The organism is Propioniciclava sp., from assembly GCF_047602245.1.
Classification (GTDB): domain Bacteria; phylum Actinomycetota; class Actinomycetes; order Propionibacteriales; family Propionibacteriaceae; genus Propioniciclava.
In genome coordinates, this window is record NZ_JASGHT010000001.1 from 140,041 (window position 1) to 159,979 (window position 19,939).

Genomic DNA, 19,939 nt, shown 5'->3' on the forward strand with positions numbered 1-19,939 from the left:
GTGTCAGGAGTGGCTTGAGGGCTCTGTGCGCCTGGTGGACCATGGCGTGGGGATGGCTTTTCCCCCCGGCAGCGGTATCGCTGGATCAGTACGCCTTGCCAGGTGCCAGCTCGCCAGTTCGAGGCCGAGAATAGGCCTCGACGTCAGCGATCCCTCTCGTCGGCAGGCCTACACGCCGGCGGGCTCGGTCCCGCCGGACTGACGCCCACCGAGGTCGGCGTCCAGCCGGAGCAGACCGTTGCCGTCGTCGCCGATCAGCTTCAGCTGCGACACGATCTCGCCGACGGTGGACTCCTCCTCGATCTGTTCTTCGAGGAACCAGTTGAGCAGGGGTCGGGAATCGAGGTCGCCCTCGGCGTCCGCGGTGCGGTACAGCTGGCGAATCGACGCCGACACCTTCTCCTCGTGGGCCAAGGCGGCGGCGAACACCTGCGACGGGGTGGCGTCCGGGGCGACCTGCGGCGCCTGGATGGTGCCGATACAGGGGTGACCGCCGCGGTCGACGACGTGGTCGATGAACTTGTTGGCGTGCACGACCTCCTCATCGGCCTGGGCGCGCAGCCACGAGGCCATCCCGGGCAGATCGCGGGCTCCCATCGCGATCGCCAGCTGGCGGTAGACCAGCGACGCCGCGAACTCGAGGGTGATCTGAGCGTCGAACGCATCGGACAGAGTCTGGGTGAGCTTCATTCCTCAACCCTTCCACTCGGGCGCCGCGCGGACAAGGCACCCCGGATTGTCACCGCGGGTGGGTAGCCTGTGCCCGGACACGGGAGGTGACATGACGGCTGAAGCGCTGGAGACCGGTGCGCTCATCGAGCAGTACGCGGCGCGGCTGAGTTCCCCCGACCGGGCACTGCCGCTCGGCACGCCCCGCGGCGCGGACGAACTGCTCGCGCCCGGCCGTCCCCGTGACGGCGCCCGGCTGCTGGAGGACACCGTCAACCGGCTCGGCACGATCGGGCTGCAAGCCCGCTGCCGGATGGTCGAGCGGCTCGTCGCCGACGACGGCATCACCTACGGCGGCGACCACCCCGGCCGCCCGGCGCGTCCCTGGCTGCTGGACCCGCTGCCGGTGGTGCTGGACGCCGACGAGTGGGCCCGCCTCGAACGCGGGCTTGACCAGCGCGCCCGCCTGCTGGACGCGGTGTTCGCCGACCTCAACGGGCCGCGCACCCTGGTCGCGTCCGGCGTGCTGCCCGGCGGGCTGGTCGCCGCGCACCCGGGCTTCCTGCCCCAGGCCGAGGGCATCACCCTGCCCGGACGCCGCGCGCTCCCGATGACCTCCACCGACCTGGCCCGCACCCCCGACGGCAGCTGGACGGTGCTCGCCGACCGCACCCAGGCCCCCTCGGGCGCTGGCTACGCGATGGCCAACCGGCGGATCACCGCCCGCGCCCTGGAGCGCCTGCACCGCCGGACGCCGCTGCGCCGGCTGCGCGGCTGGTTCAGCCTGTTCGCCGAGGCGCTGCAGCAGACCGCACCCCCCGGTGTGGACGATCTCGCCCGCGTCGTGCTGCTCACCCCCGGCCCCGGCAGCGAAACCGCCTTCGACCAGGCGCTGCTATCGACCCTGCTCGGCCATCCGCTGGCCCAATCCGATGATCTGGTGATGCGCGGCGGCCGGCTGTGGCGGCGCACCATGGGCCGGCTGGAGGCCGTCGACGTGGTGCTGCGCCGGGTGGACGCCGACTGGACCGACTCCCTCGACCTGCTCGGCCAGTCCCGCCTCGGCGTCCCCGGGCTGGTCGCCGCCGCCCGCCGCGGCACCGTATCGGTGGTCAACCCGCTGCGCGCCAGCCTGCTGGAGAACCCGGGCTTGCTCCCGTTCCAGGACGCCCTCGCCAAGGCCCTGCTCGGTGAGGAACTCCAGCTGCGCGTGCCCGAGACCTGGTGGTGCGGCGAGCCGCACCAGCGCGCCTATGTGCTCGGGCGCCTCGGCGGCCTGGTGATCAAGCCGATCCACCGCGGCGCCGGCGAGAGCCACCTGCTCGGCTGGCAGCAGACCCGCGCCCAGCTCGACGAGTTGCGCGACCGGATCCGCGCCGAACCGTGGGCGTGGACGGCGCAGGAGCCGCTGGTGAAGTCGACCGCCCCGGTGGTCACCCGCCTCGGCCTGGAGCCGCGCGGCCTGATGCTGCGCACCTTCGGCGTCGCCGTGGACGACGGCTACCACTTCCTGCCCGGCGGGCTGGCCCGCGTGGCGCCGTCGGTGGACTCGTTCAACGTGACCAATACCGCCGGCGCAGCCGCCAAGGACGTCTGGGTGCTGGACACCGAGGACGCCGCCCCGTCCCGGATCGACCTGGACACGCTCACCCGGGCCCGGGTGCTGCCGGCCGACGCGCAGATGCCCGGCCTCACCCCGCGCGCCGCCGACAACCTGTACTGGCTCGGCCGCTACACCGAGCGGGCCGAACTGGGCGCCCGGCTGGCGATGGTCGCCGACAACCTGGTCGAGGATCATCACCGCCGCCCCGGCACGCCCGGTCATACGGCGATGCAGGTCGCGTTGCACGCCCTCACCGCGCACCTGAGCACCCGCGCGGGCGTCCCGGCCGTGGACGCCGACGCCCTGCTCGCCGAGCCGCTGCCCTTCCTGGAGGCGCTGCTGATCGACGACACCCGCGGCGGGGTGGCCTCCAACGTCACCCGCGCGCGCACCGCCGCCCAGCACGCCCGCGAGATCCTGTCGATGGACACCCCGAGCGTGCTGAGCCGGCTCGACCGCGTCCTGGAGGAGGCCCGCGCCGAAGAGTCCGTGCCCGTGCAGCTGGTCGCCTCGCGCATCCTCGACTCGCTGCTCGCCCTCGCCGGGCTCAGCAACGAATCGCTCGTCCGCGACGAGGTGTGGGCCTTCCTGCAGGCCGGACGCCGCATCGAGCGCGCCCAGTCGATCCCCCGGCTGCTGCGCACCACCCTCACCCCGCGTCGCGCGCCCGTCGTCGAAGCGCAGGTTGTCGAGTCGGTGCTCCGGGTCGCCGACAGCCTGATCACCTACCGGCGGCGGATGTCGGCCGGTGTCGGTCACCCGCACCCGGTGGTGGCCGCGCTGACCCTGCTGGTCGATGAGCCGGCCAACCCGCGTTCGCTCGCCTTCCAGCTCGACAGCCTGCGCGAGGCGCTGGCGCACGCCCCGCACGTGAGGATCGACGAGAAGCTCACCGAGCTGCGCCGCCGCGTCCGGCAGGCCGACCTGGCGGCGCTGGCCGCCGGCGACCGTGAGGAACTGGTCGCCGAACTGCGGGCCTGGGAGGACGCGCTGCGCGGGCTGTCGGACGAGATCGAGGCCGTGCACTTCGTCGCGCAGGCCCCGCAGAGCAGCTTCGTGGTCGCCGAGCTCACCGGCGGTGGCGCGTGAGCGTGCAAGCCGCCGAGCACCTGGACGCCCGCCGCTACGAGGTGCGCCACGTCACCGAATATGCCTACGAGGCGGACGTGAGCGCCTCCTTCGGCCGGGCCTGCCTGCGGCCGCGCACCGCGCCCGGGCAACGGGTGATCGAGCACAGCATCGAGGTCTCCCCCACGCCCGACGTCCTCGACGAGCATGTCGACCTGTTCGGCAACTTCAGCCACTACCTCGAGATCGGGACGCCGCACACCCGGCTGACGGTCACCAAGCGCAGCGTCGTCGAGATCGCCTGGCCGCAGGTCGACCTGGACGGCCTCGACCGCTGGACGGTCGCCGACGCCGCGTCCGCCCTGCTCGCCGACCGGGCCCTGGATCCGCTGGAGCACGCCCTGTACCGGCTGCCGTCCGAACTGGTCGATCTGGGCCCCGAGGTGCGCGCCTACGCCGACACCCTGGCCTGGCCACAGCGTCCCCTGGGCCAGGCGATCGCCGCGGTCACCCACGCCATCTTCCGCGACTTCGCCTACGTGAAGGGCGCCACGACCACCCGCACCACGCTGCCGGAACTGCTGGCCGCCCGCGAGGGCGTCTGCCAGGACTTCGCCCACCTGGCCGTCGGCGTGCTGCGCGCGGCGGGGCTGCCGGCCCGCTATGTCAGCGGCTACATCGAGACCGCTCCGCCGCCGGGCCAGCCGCGGCTGGAGGGCTCGGACGCGACGCACGCCTGGGCGTCGGTGCAGGTGCCCGGTGGCGCCTGGGTCGATCTGGACCCGACCAACGACCAGCTCGCCGACAGCCGCTATCTGATCACGGCCTGGGGGCGGGACTTCCGCGACGTCACGCCGCTCAAGGGGGTCATCTTCACCGAGAGCCCGACCAGCAGGCTGCGGGTGGCAGTCGACGTGGTCCGGCTGGCCGATTGATCTTTCCCGGGCGCCTGCAGGGATGCCCGGCAGGGAATAGCCTGCTGACTTGCCGTGTTATACCGGGCAAGCCGCAAGGAGGTGCGTCATGCTCGATCCCATCAGCCTGTTCTCGTGGGAACCCCACGTCGACCAGCGCCGCCTGAGCGCCGACACGCTCGTGGTGACGCTCGGCAGCTTCGTGGACGCCGGGCACAGCCAGCGCCTGGTCAACGCCCAGTTGCTCGACCAGCTGCCGAACCGGATCGTGGGCCGTTTCGACGCCGACCAGGTCTTCGACTACGCCGGGCGGCGTCCGCTCATCGTCTTCGACGGCGACCACTACGCCGACTACGCCCAGCCGGGCATCGACCTGCACCTGGTCACCGACCGCGACGGCCAGGACTTCCTGCTGCTGACCGGCCCCGAGCCGTCCCTGCAATGGGAGCGGATGGCGGCGGCGATCGCGCACGTCATCGATCAGGTGGGGGTGCGGCGGACGATCCTCGCGCACGCCATTCCCGCCGGGGTGCCGCACACGCGCCGCACGCCGCTGACCCGGTACGCCTCCGATCCGGCGCTACTCGGCGACGAGCGCTCCCCGCTCGGCTCGTTCGCGATGAGCGCCTCCTTCAGCGGCGTCCTCACCCTGCGCCTGGGCCAGGCCGGCCATCAGGTGCTGGGCGCGGTCGCGCTGGTGCCGCACTACATCGCCGACAGCGACTACCCCGACGCCGCCGCGGCCCTCATCGAGGGAGTGCGCGAGATCGGCAAGCTCGCGCTGCCCGCCGAGGGCTTCCAACTGCCGGCCGCCGCCCTGCGCGCTCAGCTGGAGCAGCACCGCGCCGACAACGAGGATTTCGCCGCGCATGTCGCCGCGCTGGAGCAGGCCTACGACCAGGCCCACCGCGACGGCTCACTCACCGACGCCGACTCGGTCACGCTGCCCAGCGCCGACGAGATCGGCGCCCAGGTCGAGGAGTACCTCGCCGGCCTGCAAGACCCTCCGCCCTCGGAGGGATCGCCGCCTCCCCTGACGTGAGAAGGACCGGGCTGATACTCCAGCCCGGTCCTTCTCATTTCCTCGCATCACCTCGGTTGCGACGCGTCCGGTCGCCTCAGGACGGGGCGCTTCCGGATTGGAGTGTCGAGTTGGTGATCACCGGCGCTCCGTCACCCAGGTAGAAGATGCCCGGGTAATTCTCGAAGTGCTGCCTCACCGGGGTTCCGCTGGCGACATAGTCATTGTTCTTGCTGACCGTCTTGTCGATGTACAGCCGTCCCGTCCGGGCGTTGCTGACGTAGAAGATGGCGCTGCCGCCGGCCTTCGCGGTGTTGTACTGGATGTTGGAACCGGAGATCCGCAGATCGTAGGTGTTGCCGTCGGTGTAGATGGCGCCGCCGCTCCCACCGCCGGGGGTACCGGGCTTGGCCGGGTTGGCGCAGCAGCCGACGGCCTTGTTGTGGGTGATGTTGCTGTTGATCACCGTCACCGGCGTCCGCAGCGCGCTGATGGCGCCGCCGTTGGAGCAGGAGTTGCCCTTGCCCGCCGCGCCGCCGAACGTGCTCTGCACGATGGCGACCGGTTCCTGGTTGCGCGCCGCATGCGAGCTGTCCAGATCGTTGGGGGTGGGCGAACGCTGGGCCAGCACCCGGATGGCCGCACCGCCGTGGTCGGGACCGTTGGTGGCGCAGACGTTCTGCTCGAACACCGAGCGGACGACCTTCAGCCGGCCGCCGAGGGCGAAGATCGCGCCGCCGCCGCCGTTGAGCCCGTTCGGGTCGCCGGGCGAGACGTAGGGAGCACTGGTCGCGTTGCCTTGGGCGAAGGTGATGTTCTGCACGGTCACCTCAGGGAACTGCGGCGCGTACAGGCAGTTGCCCGACACCTTGCCGAGTGACTCGTCACACGTGTCGATGTACAGGATGCGGTTCTTGTTGGCGCCGGACAAGGTCACCTTGCCGCCACCGTCGATCACCAGCTTGCGGGTGCTGTTCTTCACCTTGAGGGTCTGGTTGAGGGTGATGGTGTGCGGGTTGGGTCCACAGTTGAACGTGATCACGCCTCCGGCGGCGACAGCCGCCACGACGGCGTCCGAGGTGCAGCTGGCCGGCGTGCCCGTGCCGACCACGCGATCGGGCTTGCTGACGTTCTCAACGCCCAGACCGGAGGGAACCGCCACCGTGCCGCTGGTGTTGCCCGGGTTGAAGCTGGCCGGCGGAGTCGGAGTGGGGGTCGGCGTCGGCGTGGGGGTCGGCGTGGGGGCGCCCGTGGCCTGGAACACCACGTCGACGTAGTAGTTGTTCGCCTGGTAGCTGGACTGCGGGAATCCCGAGCTGCCATAGCGGTAGACGCCGCCGTTGGCCGGAACGGTCAGATCACCGCGGACGTAGCTGCTGGTGAAGAAGTTCGAGGCCGCCGCGTAGCGGGCCTTCGGCGCATGGTAGGACGCGACGTAGCGCTGCCCCGCGCTGACCGCGACCGGATTGCTCAAGGTGACGGTCTGCCATCCGGAGGCCGTCTCGTTGCTGAAGGTGGCGGTGGCCAAGCGGGTGCCGGACGCGTTCCAGAGGCTTCCGGTGTGAGTGCCGGTGTTCCCGGCGCCCTTGTAGAAGCGGATGCCGACCACGGCCCCGTTGACACGCGGCACGAAGGCCACGCCCAACTCGACGGCCGAGTCGTCAGCGACGGAGGGGACGGCCGGCACCGCGGTGCCGAAGATGGTGGCGTCGTTGGCCGCTGCCTGCGCGGATGGTGCGGTGACCATCACACCCAGCGCGAGCGCGAGCACGCCGATCAGGGATGCCAGGACACGCGCGCCACGGCGCGCGCTCCCGGTCCGGTGGGTCGGTGACATGTGTTCTCCCGGTCCTGGGGGGTAAGGGTTCCCGGATGCCGTGCCCACCACCTCCGGCGAGCGACGGCCTTCCTGAGAGATGATTCTCACAGACTCTCAGCAAATGAGCCAATACTCCTAGTCAAATAGTCGGACTGAGAGATTATTCACTTACGTTTCCCTCAGGTTTGTCGTCATCGGTCACCAAAGCGGTGCACAACGGTTCAGCTCACGCGCATGAAGGCGACTCCGGCTAAGCACAGCCCGGGCGTCCTCGGCGCACGCTGGTTGGGTGCTGGACGACCCCCTCGGCGCGAGGCGTCCCGTTGGTAGCGTGACCGCCATGAAGCTTGGCATCGACTTTGGCACCACCCGCACGATCGTCGCTCTCGTCGACCGGGGGAACTACCCGGTGGTCAGCTTCACCGACCATCGCGGGGACGCCGTCGATCACGTGCCGTCCGTCGTGACCAGGGTGGGCGACGAGCTCGTCTTCGGCTTCGACGCGCTCAAGGCGTCCGACGAGGGGGCCGCACTGACCACCTCGTTCAAGCGCCAACTGGCCGATGGCAGCATCGTCGCCGGCACGGTCGTCGATGTGGACGGGCTCCGGGTCGAACTGCTCGACCTGGTCACCGGCTTCCTGCGCTACCTCGCCGAGACGCTGCGTACCGCGTCCAACATCACCCGCATCCTCGAAGACGGCGAGCCACTGCAGGCCGTCGTCGCGGTTCCGGCCCACGCGCATTCGGCGCAGCGCTTCCTGACCCTGGAGGCGTTCCGCGCCGCCGGCTTCGACGTGGTCGGCATGCTGAACGAGCCGTCGGCCGCCGGCTTCGAGTTCACCCATCGCCAGCCGCGCAGCATCAACCGCAAGCGCACCAAGGTGGTCGTCTACGACCTGGGCGGCGGCACCTTCGACGCCTCCCTGGTGCGGGTCGACGACCTCAGCCACGAGGTGGTGACCAGCGTCGGCATCAACCGGCTCGGCGGCGACGATTTCGACGACACCCTGATGGATCTCGCGCTCGCCGCGGCCGGCCACCCCGCTGATCTCACCGAGCGCGACCGCACCGCGCTGCGCGACGACTGCCGCGCCGCCAAAGAGAACCTGAGCCCGCGCAGCAAGCGCATCGCACTCGAAGTGGGCCCTGCCCCGGTCTCGGTCGCCGTCGAGGATTTCTACACCGCCGCCGACCCGCTGGTCGAAGCGTCGCTGACCGCGCTGGAGCCGCTGCTCGGCGGTCTGGATGCCGAACAGCTCGAGGCCGCGGAGGTGGCCGGCATCTACCTGGTGGGCGGCGCGTCCGGCCTGCCACTGGTCGCCCGCGTGCTCCGCGAACGGTTCGGACGCCGCGTGCACCGCTCCCCGCACCCGGCGGCGTCCACCGCCATCGGACTGGCGATCGCGGCCGACACCGACTCCGGATTCCACCTCACCGACCGGCTATCGCGCGGCTTCGGCGTGTTCCGTGAGCTCGACTCGGGCGCCGGGTTGTCCTTCGATCCGCTGTTCGACCGTGACCAGCACGTCAGCCCGGACGCCGACGTGGTCGTCACCCGGCGCTACGTCGCGGCGCACAACGTGGGCGTGTTCCGGTTCGTCGAGCATTCCGCGCTCGGCGGCGAAGGCGAGCCGACCGGAGACGTGATCCCGCTGGGCGAGTTGCGCGTCCCCTTCGACCGCGCGCTGCGCGACGGGCGCGGCCTGGGCGGGGTCGAGGTGGTCCGCGTCGAGGGCGGCCCGCTGATCGAGGAGCGTTACACGATCGACCGCCACGGCATCATCACGGTGCGCCTGACCGACCTCGACGACGGCTGGTTCCAGGAAAGCTCGCTCGGGCGTTGAGACAACCGGTCCACATTCCGGGGTAAACGCAGGTAAACGGATGCGCGAACATGCTCTGAACGGGCACTATGACCCGCATGAGCGCAAAGAAGCCCCCACGTTTGGACAAAGCCCTCTACGAGGCTGAACTCAATCGGCTCCAGATGGAGCTCGTCGAGATGCAGGAATGGGTGAAAGCATCCGGTGCCCGCATCGTCGTCCTCTTCGAAGGCCGCGACGCGGCAGGCAAGGGTGGTGCGATCAAGCGGATCACCGAGTATCTCAACCCTCGCATCGCCGGCGTCGTCGCCCTGCCCGCCCCCACCGAACGCCAGCGCAGCCAGTGGTACTTCCAGCGCTACATCGAGCATCTGCCGGCCGCCGGCGAGATCCGGCTGTTCGACCGCTCGTGGTACAACCGCGCCGGTGTGGAGAAGGTGATGGGCTACTGCACGCCCGACGAGCACGTCCGCTTCCTGCGCCAATGCCCCACCTTCGAGCGCATGCTCATCGACGACGGCATCATGCTGCGCAAGTACTGGTTCTCGGTCTCCGACAAGGAGCAGGAGAAGCGGTTCCGCTCGCGCCTGACCGACCCGATGCGCCGCTGGAAGCTGTCTCCGACCGACGTCGAGTCCATCACCCGGTGGGAGGATTACAGCCGCGCCAAGGATGAGATGTTCGTGCACACCGACGTCCATCCCGCCCGCTGGAACGTCGTCGAGGCCGAGGACAAGCGCCGGGCGCGACTGAACATGATCCATCATCTGCTCAGCTCGATCCCCTACCAGCACGTCGACCGCCCCGAGATCGACTTCCCGAAGCGGCCGAAGGGGACCGGCTACCAGCGGACGTCGAAGACGCTGCTCAACGAGGTTCCCGACTACTCCTCAACCCTGAAGGTTCCCGAGCAGGCACCGCAGAAGTACGAGGACCCCGAAGACAACGGGAACTGATCCCGTCGGAGTCTGAGCCGTCCGGCGCCCTCAGCTCTCGAAGGGCGCCGGATCGCCCACGCCGACGCGCACGACCTCGATCTCGTCGCCACTGAGGTCGACGACGGTGGTCGGACCGAGCCCGGCATCACCCGAATCGAGCACCGCGTCCAGTTGATGCTCGAACTCCTCGGCGATCGACCAGCCGTCGGTGGCCGCGTCGGTGTGCCCGGGCAGGATCAGCGTGCTCGACATCAGCGGCTCGCCGAGCACGTCCAGCAGCGCGGACGCCGTGACGTGCGCCGGAATCCGGACGCCGACGGTGCGCTTCTTGTCGTGCAGCATCGCCTTGGGTGCCTGCCGGGTCGCCTTCAGGATGAACGTGTACGGCCCCGGCGTGTACGCCTTCACCGTGCGGAAGGTCTGATTGCCCATCTCCACGTACTGGCCGAGTTGGCTGAACGAACTGCACACCAGCGTGAAGTGGTGATGCCGATCGAGATCGCGGATGTGCCGGATCCGCTCCAGCCCCTCGGCGTTGCCGAGCTGGCAGCCGAACGCGAAACCGGAGTCGGTCGGGTAGGCGATCAGCCCGCCGCCACGCAGGATGTCGGCCACCTGGGTGAGGGAACGCGGCTGCGGGTTGGCGGGGTGAACATCGAAGTAGCGGGCCATGGCGCAAGACTAGCCAGCGCGCGTGGGAGAATGGGCCACCATGAGCCTGTTCACCCTCTCCGAGGCGGACCTGCGCGCCCGCACCTCCCTCAAATGGCAAACCTTCCCCTCCGACGTGCTCCCGATGTGGGTGGCCGAGATGGACGCGATGCCGTTGCCCGAGGCCGTGGACGCCGTGACCGAGGCCTTGCAGCGCGGTGACACCGGTTACCCGTACGGCACTGGCTACGCGGACGCCTACGCCGACCTCGCCGCGTCCCGCTGGGGCTGGCGTCCGGCACCCGAGCAGCTGCGCCGTGCCGGCGACGTGATGAACGCCATGCTGTCCTTGCTGCTCGGCAACACCGCCGAGGGCGACCACATCGTCATCAACCCGCCGGTGTACCCGCCGTTCTGGCAGATCATCGCGGGCTACCGCCGGCACATCACGCAGGTGCCGCTCACCGCGTCCGGACGCCTCGACCTGGCCGCGCTCGAGGCCGCGTTCACCGGACCGGACGCCCCCACCGCGTACCTGTTGTGCTCCCCGCACAATCCGACCGGCACGATCCACACGCCCGAAGAGTTGTCGGCGGTGGCACGCCTGTGCGCCGAGCACGACGTCCTGCTGATCGTCGACGAGATCCACGCGCTGCTGGTCGACCCGGGTGCGGCGTTCACGCCCATCCTCAGCCTGCCGGACGCCCAGAACGCCGTCGTCACGTTCTCGGCCGGCAAGTGCTGGAACCTGGCCGCGTTCAAGGCCGGCCTCTACATCCGGGGCACCGAGGCGTCCGCATTGTTCGACCGCCTGCCACCGCTGGCCAACCAGTCCACCGGCCACATCGGCGCCCTCGCCCACACGGCGGCGCTGCGTCACGGCGAGGCGTGGGTCGACCAGGTGATGGTCGAGGTGGCCGCCAACAAGGATCTACTCACCCGCCTGGTCGCCGAGCGGCTGCCCGGCGTCCGCTACGACCGCGCACCCGGCACCTATCTGGCTTGGCTCGATTGCAGCGGCCTGGGCCTGGAACGGCCCCGCGACCACTTCCTGGCTCAGGGCAAGGTGGCCTTCAACAACGGCAGCGACTTCGGCGCCGACTACGGGCAATACATCCGGATGAATCTGGCCGCCTCGCCCGAGCTGATCACCGAGGCGGTCGAGCGGATGGCCACCAGTCTCGGCTGAAGGTCAGGAGTCTTCGAGGGCGGCGGCGGCCTCGCCGGAGGCCGCCAGTTCGCCGATGCCGATCAGGCTGAGGAAGACGGTCTTCGCCGAGGTGCGCGCGTGCACGTGCACCACGCCCGCCTCGACGCTGACCTCGCCGTCGAGGCCGCGCTCGGCGAGCGCGCGGCGTCCTTCACCCACCATCGCCAGCACGTTCGGGGCCGCACCGGACGCCCGGGCCGTCGCCCCGGCGTCCACCGCAGCGCGGGCGGCCTCGACGGCACCGGATGCCGCCCGGGCCCGTGCTGCGGACTGCGCGCCCCCGTCGACCACCAGGCCGACGACGGCGAACAGGGACACCACAAGCACCGCGATCATCGCGGAGAGTGCGGTACCGCGCTCATCGCGGCGTGTCGAATCGGCCATCATGTACTCCAGGAGGTGGGACCTTCCCCCACCTTGCCCGCGCGGTGGTCCCGCGCGCAATAAACTAGGGCCCGAATGGCGCCGGCGGCGCCGACTCCCCAACGAGAGGTTGACGATGACGAAGAAGGTAGCTCTGCTCACCGCGGGTGGTTTCGCGCCCTGCCTGTCCACCGCGGTGGGCAAATTGATCGAGCGGTACACCGAGGTGGCGCCCGAGATCGAGATCATTGCCTACCGTCTGGGCTACCGGGGCCTGCTCACCGGCGACTACCTGGTTGTCGACGACGAGGTGCGCAAGAACGCCTCCGTGCTCACCCAGTTCGGCGGCTCGCCGATCGGCAACAGCCGGGTGAAGCTGACCAACAAGAAGGATCTGGTCAAGCGCGGCCTCGTCGCCGAGGACGTCGATCCGCTGAAGTACGCCGCCGACCGCCTGGTCGCCGACGGCGTCACCATCCTGCACACCATCGGCGGCGACGACACCAACACGACCGCGGCCGATCTGGCGCAGTACCTGCACGAGCACGACTACGAGCTGACCGTCGTCGGCCTGCCGAAGACGATCGACAACGATGTGATCCCGATCCGCCAGAGCCTCGGCGCGGACACCGCCGCCGAGATGGGCGCTCGCTACGCCAAGAACGTGCTCGCCGAGCACAACGCCGGCGCGCGCATGCTGATCGTGCACGAGGTCATGGGCCGCAACTGCGGCTGGCTGACCGCCGCCACTGCCCGCAAGTACCGCGACTGGCTCACCGAGCAGCAGTGGCTGCCTTCGATCGGTCTCGACCAGCGCGCCTGGGACATCCACGCCGTGTTCGTGCCCGAGGCCGTCATCGACCTCAAGGCCGAGGCCGAGCGCCTGTCGACGGTCATGGACGAGGTCGGCTGCGTCAACATCTTCCTGTCCGAGGGTGCGGGCGTGGAGAGCATCGTCGCCGAGATGGAGGCCGCGGGCCAGGAGGTGCCGCGCGACGCGTTCGGCCACATCCGCCTCGACCAGGTGAACCCGGGGGCGTGGTTCGGCAAGCAGTTCGCCGAGATGCTCGCCGCCGACAAGGTGCTGGTGCAGAAGTCCGGCTACTACAGCCGTTCGGCCGCCTCGAACGAGTTCGATCTCCAGCTCATCGGTGAGATGTGCGAGCTGGCCGTGGACGCCGCCCTGCGCGGCGAGCCGGGCGTCATCGGCCACGACGAGGAGCAGGGCGACGTGCTGCGCCCGGTGGAGTTCTCCCGCATCGCGGGCGGCAAGCCGTTCGACATCACCCAGCAGTGGTACCTCGACCTGCTTGAGGCCATCGGCCAGGACGCCCCCGTCGCGGCGCCCCCGGCTGCTCACTGAGTTTGCGTCATCCCGGCGGCCGGTCCTCAACCGAGGGCCTGCTGCTGGCGTTTCCGGTGCTGCTCACCCTGTGTGAGCATCCTGGCCACCCGTGAGCACGCCGGCGTTCTCGACGCCGTCCACCGCGCCGGCTGACTCGGCGCGCGCGGGGTGACCTGGTGGCAGAGTGGAGCCATGAGCTTCCACATCCCTGATCTTCCCCTGCATGACGGCGGACGGATTCCCGCGGTCGGCGCCGGAACCTGGCCCGGCAAGGGCAACGACCTGGCCGATCGGCTCGCCGCCATGATCCGCGACGGCTACCGGCTGATCGACACCGCCGCCCAGTACGCCAACGAGGGGGCCGTCGGCGAAGGCGTCCGGCGCTCGGGGGTGCCGCGGGAGGAGATCTTCCTGACCACCAAGGTGGCGGGGATGGATCAGGGTCGCGGGCTGACCCGCGCCGGGCTGCTGGAGTCGCTGCGCAAGCTCGGCACCGACTACGCCGACCTGCTGCTGATCCACTGGCCGAACCCGTCGCGCGGCCTCGCCGTCGACACCTGGCTGGAGATGATCGAGCTTCGCACCGAGGGTCTGGTCCAGCACATCGGTGTGTCCAACTTCGTCCAGCACCAGCTTGAGGAGCTGCATGCGGCCTCCGGGGTGTGGCCGGTGGTCAACCAGATCCAGCTCTCCCCCGCGCTGGCGCGCACCGAGTTGCGCGCCTTCCTGGCCGAGCGCGGCATCGTCGCCGAGGGCTGGCGTCCGCTCGGCGGCCCCGAAGACCCGATGGGCCAGATCATCACCGGCAAGATCGCCCGCCGCCTGGGGGTCGAGCGCTCGCAGGTGGTGCTGCGCTGGGCGGTCCAGCAGGGAGCCGTGGTCATCCCCGCGTCGAGCAACCCCCACCGCTGGGCGCTGAACGCCGACCTGTTCGGCTTCGAGTTGACCGACGCCGACCTGGCCGACCTGGCCACCCTCGACCTGGGAGAAGCGGCGGCCTGGGATTCGCGCACGCACGAGGAGTGGTAGAAGCCCTGACGCAGTAAATCACTGCACTCGATGCGAATCAGGGCCTGAAAACATCAGTCCCACTGATGTCCGGATTCATCGAGTGCAGTGATTTGTCGCATTCGGCCCGGCCACCACCGCCACGCCGCGGGTCAGGTGAAGTCCCCGCCCATCAGATAGTTGATGATGCGGCGCACCTGCGACACGTCGTGCCGGGTGTTCTCAACCCTGGTGACTCGCTGGAAGGAGACGCTGCGAGGTTGCTCGCAGATCGCGTACAAACCCGCGCCGATCGCGATGCGCGTCGGCCAGTCTCGCCGTGAGGTGGTCATCGGCACCACGATCGCCATACCGCGCAGGTCGTGGAACCGGCGTTCGCTGAGCACCAGGTGCGGCCGGTGGCCGGCCTGTTCACGCCCGTGGGTGGGACGCATCTCCAGCCAGATGATGTCACCGCGATCAACGACCGACGGCATCAACGCTCCTCGGCCCGGATCAGCGACTCCTCGTCGTCATAGTCATCGCCCAGCTGGTCGCCGTCCTCGGCGAGGGCCGCGCGATACTCATCCGCACCGGTATCGGCCATCCGCGCCCAGAAATCCCGCTCCTCCGCCTCCCGGAGCAACTGGTCAAGGTAGGCGTGCTGCGACATACCCCGGTCATGGGCCAACCGGCTCACCCGGTCGCGCAGTTCCTTGGACACCTTGATGCTGGTCAGACTCATACCCTGATGGTATGCAGATCTAGCATGCTGTTCAAGCGGTACGACGAGGCATCCCCGGATGGCACACCGGGGCCAGGTCGTGACCGGGAGCCGATCCGGGCCAGAGGGCGGGTTAGCGGCGGCGTCCGAACCGGGAGGCCAGGGCGCTGAAGACGCCGCCCACCACCACGCCGACCCCGAGGGTGATCTGGGCGGAGCGGACGGCGGCCTTCTGCGGGACGCGTTCCTGATCGGCGCGCTCGCGCGCCGCCTGGAGCTCGGCCAGCACCTGTTTGGTGGCGTAGTCGCTCGGCTCACGCGGCACCGCGGCAGCATCGATCCGCGCGGGGGCGTCCGGCTCGAGAAGCGCCTCGTAAGCCTGGTGCGTGCCGGCCCAGGCGGCGACGACGAGAATGAGCGTGGCGAACAGGTTCAGGGCCAGCACCACCACGATGGCCGAGCCGAAGACGGCCGCCGCCGGGTTGTCCTTGAAGACACCCACCAGCGAGCCGGCCAGGAACTGCAGCACCCCGAAGCCGACACCGCCGAGAAGGCCGGCGCGCCACAGCACCGTCCATGGCATCCGGATCAGCGGGAGCGCCCACAGCACGAACACGAACAGCAGCCACCCGGTCAACACGGTGCCCAGCAGCGGCACGAACCGGAGCAACGGCGCGGCGGCGTCGCCGAGGCCGAGCCAGGAGGTGATCAGCCCGTGAGCAGCCGTCGCGATACTGCTCAGTCCGATCGAGACCCCCACCAGCAGCACCAGCCCGAACAGGACGCCGATGTTCTTGACGACCTCGACCGGCATCGGCTGGCTCGGCCCCTGGTCCTCCAGGCTGGGTGAGGTCATCACCCGCACGTCCGCGCGCAGGTTTCGCACCCAGGTCGCGCCGGTCCACAGCGCCGAGACCAGACCGATCGGGCCGAGCACCTGCCAGCTGGTGAAGGCCTGGTCGACGATCCCCACCAGTTGCGCGCTCAGGTCGTTCTCGCTGCCGATCGCCTCGGTGATCCCGACCCGGATGGCCTGTGACCACTGCGGGTTCAACACGGTGACCGTCAGGCCGATGGCGGCGAAAACGACGGCGAGGATCGGGATGATGCTCATCACCGAGAAATAGGTGATCGCCGCGGCGAACTGGAATCCGAGTCGTTCGTTGAACCGCTCCCACATGCGCAGCAGATGCGCCACCCAGCCGATGGCCTTGATCTTCCTCCAGCGCTCAACCATGCCGTCCACCCTAATCGGGCGCCCCTACCGGTCCGCCGGAGAAACGCACGCCGATTCCGCGTGTCCTGCTCATCGAGACGACGTCAGCTACCGTAGTCCTCGATCGGCGGGCACGAGCAGACCAGGTTGCGGTCGCCGAAAGCGCCGTCGATGCGGGCGGTCGCCGGCCAGTACTTGTCGCGCGCGCCGGTGGACACCGCGCCGAGCACCTGCCCGGCCGGGAAGGCGGCGACCTGGCGCGGATACGGGTGGGTCCAGGCGTCCGCGGTCACCTCGGCGAGGGTGTGCGGGGCGTTGCACAGCGGATTGTCATCGGCCGGCCACTCCCCCGCCTGAATCCGGGCCGCCTCGTCGGCGATGGCGAGCATCGCGTCGGCGAACCGGTCCAGTTCATCCTTCGATTCGGATTCGGTGGGCTCCACCATCAACGTCCCGGCCACCGGGAAACTCATCGTGGGCGCATGGAAGCCGAAGTCGATCAGCCGCTTGGCGACGTCGTCGACCGTCACGCCGGTCTGCTTGGTCAGCGGGCGCAGATCGACGATGCACTCGTGCGCGACGCGTCCGGTCTCGCCGGTGTACAGGATCGGGAAGCGCTCCGACAGCCGCGCGGCCAGATAGTTGGCCGACAGGACCGCCACTTCGGAGGCCAGCGTCAACTCCGGACCCATCATCGCGATGTAGGCGTAGCTGATCGGCAGCACGCCCGCCGACCCCCAGGGCGCCGCCGCGACCGCACCATAGGAAATCGCCGGCCCCGCAGACGGCACCAGCGGGTGGTTCGGCAGGTAGGGCGCCAGGTGGCCGCGCACCGCCGTCGGTCCCACCCCGGGGCCGCCACCGCCGTGCGGGATCGCGAACGTCTTGTGCAGATTCAGGTGGCTCACGTCGGCGCCGAAGCGTCCCGGCTGAGCGAGCCCGACCAGCGCGTTCAGGTTGGCGCCGTCGACGTAGACCTGCCCGCCGGCCTCATGCACCAGCGCGCACAGCTCACCGACCCGCGCCTCGTACACGCCGTGGGTGGACGGGTAGGTGATCATGATCACCGCGAGCCGCTCGGCATGCTGGGCCACCTTCGCCTCAAGATCGTCGAAGTCGACCGAGCCGTCCTCGGCGGTCTTGACGACCACCACGTCCATGCCGGCCATCGCCGCGGACGCCGCGTTGGTGCCATGGGCCGACGCCGGGATCAGGCACACCGTGCGCTGATCCTGCCCGTGGGCGCGATGGTAGGACCGCACCGCCATCAGCCCGGCGAACTCGCCCTGGCTCCCCGCGTTGGGCTGCAGGCTGACCGCGTCGTACCCGGTGATCGCCTCCAGTTGCGCCTCCAGCGCCCCGATCAGTTCGGCATAGCCGCGGGCGTCCTCGGCGGGCACGAAGGGGTGCAGGTTCGCGAAGCCGGGGTAGCTGATCGGTTCCATGGACGCCGCGGGGTTGAGTTTCATCGTGCACGAGCCGAGCGGGATCATGCCCCGGTCCAGCGCGAAGTCGCGGTCGGCGAGGGAACGCAGGTAGCGCAGCAGTTCGGTTTCGGAGCGGTAGCGGTGGAAGACCGGGTGCCGCAGGTAGGACGAGGTGCGCGCGGGCTGGCCGGTGCCGCCGTGCTCGGCCTCGCCGAGGGTCCCGCCGAACAGGGACGCCACGACGGCGAGTTCGGCCTCGGTGACGTCCTCGCCGACCGAGATGCCGACATGGTCGGCGTCCGCCTCACGCAGGTGGATGCCGGCCTCGCGCGCCGCGGCCACGATCGCGCTCGCCCGTCCGGGCACGGCGACGGTGAGCGTGTCGAAGAACCGGTCGCTGACCAGGACGCCGCCCGCGGCCACGATCGCGGCCGCCAGCCGGCGCGTCCGGCGCGCGATGTGCTCGGCGATCGCGCGCAACCCGTCGGGGCCGTGATGGATGGCGTAGCCGGCCGCCGCAACGGCCAGCAGCACCTGCGCGGTGCAGATGTTCGAGGTGGCCTTCTCGCGGCGGATGTGCTGCTCACGGGTTTGCAACGCCAGCCGCAGGGCAGGCGTGCCCGCGCGATCCTTCGACAGGCCGACCAGGCGTCCGGGCAACTGGCGCTGCATACCGGCACCGACCGCGATGTAGCCGGCGTGCGGCCCGCCGTAGAACAAGGGGACGCCGAAGCGTTGCGTCGAGCCGGCCGCCAGGTCGGCACCCCACTCGCCCGGCGCCGGCAGGATCGTCAAAGCGAGCAGGTCGGCGGCGGCGATGACGAGTGCCTTCTTGGCGTGGGCGGCATCGGCGAGAGCGGTCAGCTGCTGCACGCTCCGCAGCGAACCGTCGGCGGCCGGGGTCTGCACGACGATCGCGAAGGAGTCGTGCGCGTCCAGGCTGGCGGCCAGATCGCCGGTGAGCACCACCTCGAGTTCGAGGGCGTCGGCTCGGGTGCGCAATACCGACAACGTCTGCGGCAGCACGCCCGCATCGACCAGCACCACCGAACTCTTCCGGTGCTGCCGGTGAGCGATCGCGACCGCCTCGGCGACTGCGGTCGCCTCGTCCAGCAGGGACGCCCCCGCGAACGGCAACCCAGTCAGGTCGGCGACCATGGTCTGGAAGGTGAGCAGCATCTCCAGCCGGCCCTGGCTGATCTCGGGCTGGTAGGGCGTGTAGGCGGTATACCAGGCCGGGTTCTCCAGGATCGAGCGGCGGATCACCGGCGGGGTGACCGTGCCGTGATAGCCCAGCCCGATCATCGCCCGGCCGGGGTTGTTGGCAGCCGCCATCCGGGCCAGGTCAGCCTGCACCTGCGCCTCGCTGACCGCAGGCGGCAGATCGAGCGGGCCCGGCATCCTGATGTCGGCGGGGACCGCCTCGTCGATGAGCGCGGCCAGGGATTCGGATCCGACAGCGGCCAGCATCACCGCCCGATCCGTCTCGTCGGGGCCGAGGTGACGCAGAGCGAACGCTGCCATGACGGGATTATCCCGCAGAGCGGGCCGCGCGGCGAGCGGCCAACTCGTCGGCCGGGTTCGCCGTCGCCTCCTCGGATTCCACCCGCTCGGTGGGCAACGAGGTGAGGCTGCCCTCCAGGTCGTGCCACACCCGGCCCAGCGCGATCGCGAAGATGCCCTGGCCACCGTGCACGAGGTCGATGATCTCCGAATCGCTGACCGCCTCGTACACCGAGACGCCGTCACTCATCAGGGTCACCGTGGTCAGGTCCTCCACACCGCGGGCGCGCAGATGATCGATGGCGGTGCGGATCTGCTGCAGCGAGATGCCGGCGTCCAGCAACCGCTTGACGACCTTGAGCAGCAGGATGTCGCGGAAGCCGTACAGTCGCTGGGTGCCGGAGCCGCCGGCGGGGCGGACCTGCGGGACGACCAGTCCGGTGCGTGCCCAGTAGTCGAGCTGCCGGTAGGTGATCCCGGCCGCCCGGCAGGCGATCGGGCCGCGGAAGCCGATGTCCTCGGGCATGGGCGAGAAGTCGCCGTCGAAAAGAACGTCCTGCAGTCCGTCCGTGCGGGGCGTCCTGACCTCGGGTGCGTTCACCATGCCTCCTGGGTATTGCCGTCTCGTTCCAGTATGACGCTAGCCGTCACAGCGC

At 70.0% G+C, this 19,939-nt stretch carries 17 protein-coding genes; 8 read left to right on the plus strand and 9 right to left on the minus strand.

The window, feature by feature from the left end; translation table 11 throughout:
- Positions 1–168 precede the first annotated feature (168 nt).
- The gene (locus QM708_RS00680; protein WP_415103400.1) at positions 169–690 is read right to left on the minus strand and encodes a ferritin; all 522 of its coding nucleotides are present in this window, start codon (positions 688–690) and stop codon (positions 169–171) included.
- 91 nt (positions 691–781) lie between these two features.
- On the opposite strand from QM708_RS00680, the gene QM708_RS00685 reads away from it, so the two are divergent.
- The 3 genes from QM708_RS00685 (at position 782) to QM708_RS00695 (ending at position 5,296) form a co-directional block, all read left to right on the plus strand.
- Positions 782–3,361 (plus strand): circularly permuted type 2 ATP-grasp protein, encoded by a 2,580-nt coding sequence (locus tag QM708_RS00685; RefSeq protein ID WP_415103402.1) that lies wholly within the window; start codon positions 782–784, stop codon positions 3,359–3,361.
- On the plus strand, positions 3,358–4,275 hold the full coding sequence (locus QM708_RS00690; protein WP_415103404.1) for a transglutaminase family protein: 918 nt from the start codon (positions 3,358–3,360) through the stop codon (positions 4,273–4,275). Before QM708_RS00685 ends, QM708_RS00690 begins: the two co-directional genes overlap by 4 nt.
- 88 nt (positions 4,276–4,363) lie before the next feature.
- Complete coding sequence (locus QM708_RS00695) at positions 4,364–5,296, plus strand: PAC2 family protein (RefSeq protein ID WP_415103406.1); 933 nt, start codon at positions 4,364–4,366, stop codon at positions 5,294–5,296.
- Positions 5,297–5,372: 76 nt separating this feature from the next.
- Here QM708_RS00695 and QM708_RS00700 read toward each other — a convergent pair whose 3' ends face one another.
- A complete protein-coding gene (locus QM708_RS00700; RefSeq protein ID WP_415103408.1) occupies positions 5,373–7,112 on the minus strand; it encodes a DUF4082 domain-containing protein in 1,740 nt (579 codons plus the stop codon).
- 322 nt (positions 7,113–7,434) lie between these two features.
- Here QM708_RS00700 and QM708_RS00705 point away from each other — a divergent pair, with 322 nt between their 5' ends.
- Positions 7,435–8,940: an Hsp70 family protein gene (locus tag QM708_RS00705; RefSeq protein WP_415103410.1), complete on the plus strand. Its 1,506-nt coding sequence runs from the start codon at positions 7,435–7,437 to the stop codon at positions 8,938–8,940.
- 77 nt (positions 8,941–9,017) lie between these two features.
- A complete protein-coding gene (gene ppk2 / locus QM708_RS00710; protein ID WP_415103412.1) occupies positions 9,018–9,875 on the plus strand; it encodes a polyphosphate kinase 2 in 858 nt (285 codons plus the stop codon).
- A gap of 30 nt (positions 9,876–9,905) precedes the next feature.
- On the opposite strand, the gene QM708_RS00715 is transcribed toward ppk2, so the two are convergent.
- Positions 9,906–10,529, minus strand: a complete 624-nt coding sequence (locus QM708_RS00715) for an L-threonylcarbamoyladenylate synthase (RefSeq protein ID WP_415103414.1) — start codon at positions 10,527–10,529, stop codon at positions 9,906–9,908.
- A gap of 40 nt (positions 10,530–10,569) precedes the next feature.
- Between QM708_RS00715 and QM708_RS00720 the strand changes: the two genes are divergently transcribed.
- On the plus strand, positions 10,570–11,697 hold the full coding sequence (locus tag QM708_RS00720; protein ID WP_415103416.1) for a MalY/PatB family protein: 1,128 nt from the start codon (positions 10,570–10,572) through the stop codon (positions 11,695–11,697).
- Between the two features lie 3 nt (positions 11,698–11,700).
- On the opposite strand, the gene QM708_RS00725 is transcribed toward QM708_RS00720, so the two are convergent.
- The gene (locus QM708_RS00725; protein WP_415103418.1) at positions 11,701–12,102 is read right to left on the minus strand and encodes a hypothetical protein; all 402 of its coding nucleotides are present in this window, start codon (positions 12,100–12,102) and stop codon (positions 11,701–11,703) included.
- Positions 12,103–12,217: 115 nt separating this feature from the next.
- Here QM708_RS00725 and QM708_RS00730 point away from each other — a divergent pair, with 115 nt between their 5' ends.
- On the plus strand, positions 12,218–13,444 hold the full coding sequence (locus QM708_RS00730) for a pyrophosphate--fructose-6-phosphate 1-phosphotransferase (protein ID WP_415103420.1): 1,227 nt from the start codon (positions 12,218–12,220) through the stop codon (positions 13,442–13,444).
- Between the two features lie 174 nt (positions 13,445–13,618).
- Positions 13,619–14,455 carry an aldo/keto reductase gene (locus tag QM708_RS00735; protein ID WP_415103422.1) on the plus strand — a complete coding sequence of 279 codons (837 nt, stop codon included), beginning with the start codon at positions 13,619–13,621 and terminating at the stop codon, positions 14,453–14,455.
- A gap of 131 nt (positions 14,456–14,586) precedes the next feature.
- On the opposite strand, the gene QM708_RS00740 is transcribed toward QM708_RS00735, so the two are convergent.
- The 5 genes from QM708_RS00740 to QM708_RS00760 all read right to left on the minus strand — a co-directional run bounded on the left by QM708_RS00740 (position 14,587) and on the right by QM708_RS00760 (position 19,887).
- Positions 14,587–14,910 (minus strand): type II toxin-antitoxin system PemK/MazF family toxin, encoded by a 324-nt coding sequence (locus tag QM708_RS00740; RefSeq protein ID WP_415103424.1) that lies wholly within the window; start codon positions 14,908–14,910, stop codon positions 14,587–14,589.
- Complete coding sequence (locus QM708_RS00745; protein ID WP_415103426.1) at positions 14,910–15,158, minus strand: CopG family transcriptional regulator; 249 nt, start codon at positions 15,156–15,158, stop codon at positions 14,910–14,912. The genes QM708_RS00740 and QM708_RS00745 overlap by 1 nt, the downstream gene beginning before the upstream one ends.
- A 112-nt stretch (positions 15,159–15,270) precedes the next feature.
- A complete protein-coding gene (locus QM708_RS00750) occupies positions 15,271–16,374 on the minus strand; it encodes a YhjD/YihY/BrkB family envelope integrity protein (protein ID WP_415103428.1) in 1,104 nt (367 codons plus the stop codon).
- A gap of 83 nt (positions 16,375–16,457) precedes the next feature.
- Positions 16,458–19,304: an aminomethyl-transferring glycine dehydrogenase gene (gene gcvP, locus QM708_RS00755; RefSeq protein WP_415103430.1), complete on the minus strand. Its 2,847-nt coding sequence runs from the start codon at positions 19,302–19,304 to the stop codon at positions 16,458–16,460.
- 7 nt (positions 19,305–19,311) lie between these two features.
- Entirely contained in the window at positions 19,312–19,887 is a 576-nt protein-coding gene (locus QM708_RS00760; protein WP_415103432.1) for a MerR family transcriptional regulator, read from the minus strand.
- Between the last annotated feature and the right edge of the window lie 52 nt (positions 19,888–19,939).

Bases quoted from the DNA above. Each gene is read 5' to 3' on its own strand.
- QM708_RS00680 (WP_415103400.1), bottom strand. From the start codon at position 690: ATGAAGCTCACCCAGACTCTGTCCGATGCGTTCGACGCTCAGATCACC.
- QM708_RS00685 (WP_415103402.1), top strand. From the start codon at position 782: ATGACGGCTGAAGCGCTGGAGACCGGTGCGCTCATCGAGCAGTACGCG.
- QM708_RS00695 (WP_415103406.1), top strand. From the start codon at position 4,364: ATGCTCGATCCCATCAGCCTGTTCTCGTGGGAACCCCACGTCGACCAG.
- QM708_RS00700 (WP_415103408.1), bottom strand. From the start codon at position 7,112: ATGTCACCGACCCACCGGACCGGGAGCGCGCGCCGTGGCGCGCGTGTC.
- QM708_RS00705 (WP_415103410.1), top strand. From the start codon at position 7,435: ATGAAGCTTGGCATCGACTTTGGCACCACCCGCACGATCGTCGCTCTC.
- ppk2 (WP_415103412.1), top strand. From the start codon at position 9,018: ATGAGCGCAAAGAAGCCCCCACGTTTGGACAAAGCCCTCTACGAGGCT.
- QM708_RS00715 (WP_415103414.1), bottom strand. From the start codon at position 10,529: ATGGCCCGCTACTTCGATGTTCACCCCGCCAACCCGCAGCCGCGTTCC.
- QM708_RS00720 (WP_415103416.1), top strand. From the start codon at position 10,570: ATGAGCCTGTTCACCCTCTCCGAGGCGGACCTGCGCGCCCGCACCTCC.
- QM708_RS00725 (WP_415103418.1), bottom strand. From the start codon at position 12,102: ATGGCCGATTCGACACGCCGCGATGAGCGCGGTACCGCACTCTCCGCG.
- QM708_RS00730 (WP_415103420.1), top strand. From the start codon at position 12,218: ATGACGAAGAAGGTAGCTCTGCTCACCGCGGGTGGTTTCGCGCCCTGC.
- QM708_RS00735 (WP_415103422.1), top strand. From the start codon at position 13,619: ATGAGCTTCCACATCCCTGATCTTCCCCTGCATGACGGCGGACGGATT.
- QM708_RS00740 (WP_415103424.1), bottom strand. From the start codon at position 14,910: ATGCCGTCGGTCGTTGATCGCGGTGACATCATCTGGCTGGAGATGCGT.
- QM708_RS00745 (WP_415103426.1), bottom strand. From the start codon at position 15,158: ATGAGTCTGACCAGCATCAAGGTGTCCAAGGAACTGCGCGACCGGGTG.
- QM708_RS00750 (WP_415103428.1), bottom strand. From the start codon at position 16,374: ATGGTTGAGCGCTGGAGGAAGATCAAGGCCATCGGCTGGGTGGCGCAT.
- gcvP (WP_415103430.1), bottom strand. From the start codon at position 19,304: ATGGCAGCGTTCGCTCTGCGTCACCTCGGCCCCGACGAGACGGATCGG.
- QM708_RS00760 (WP_415103432.1), bottom strand. From the start codon at position 19,887: ATGGTGAACGCACCCGAGGTCAGGACGCCCCGCACGGACGGACTGCAG.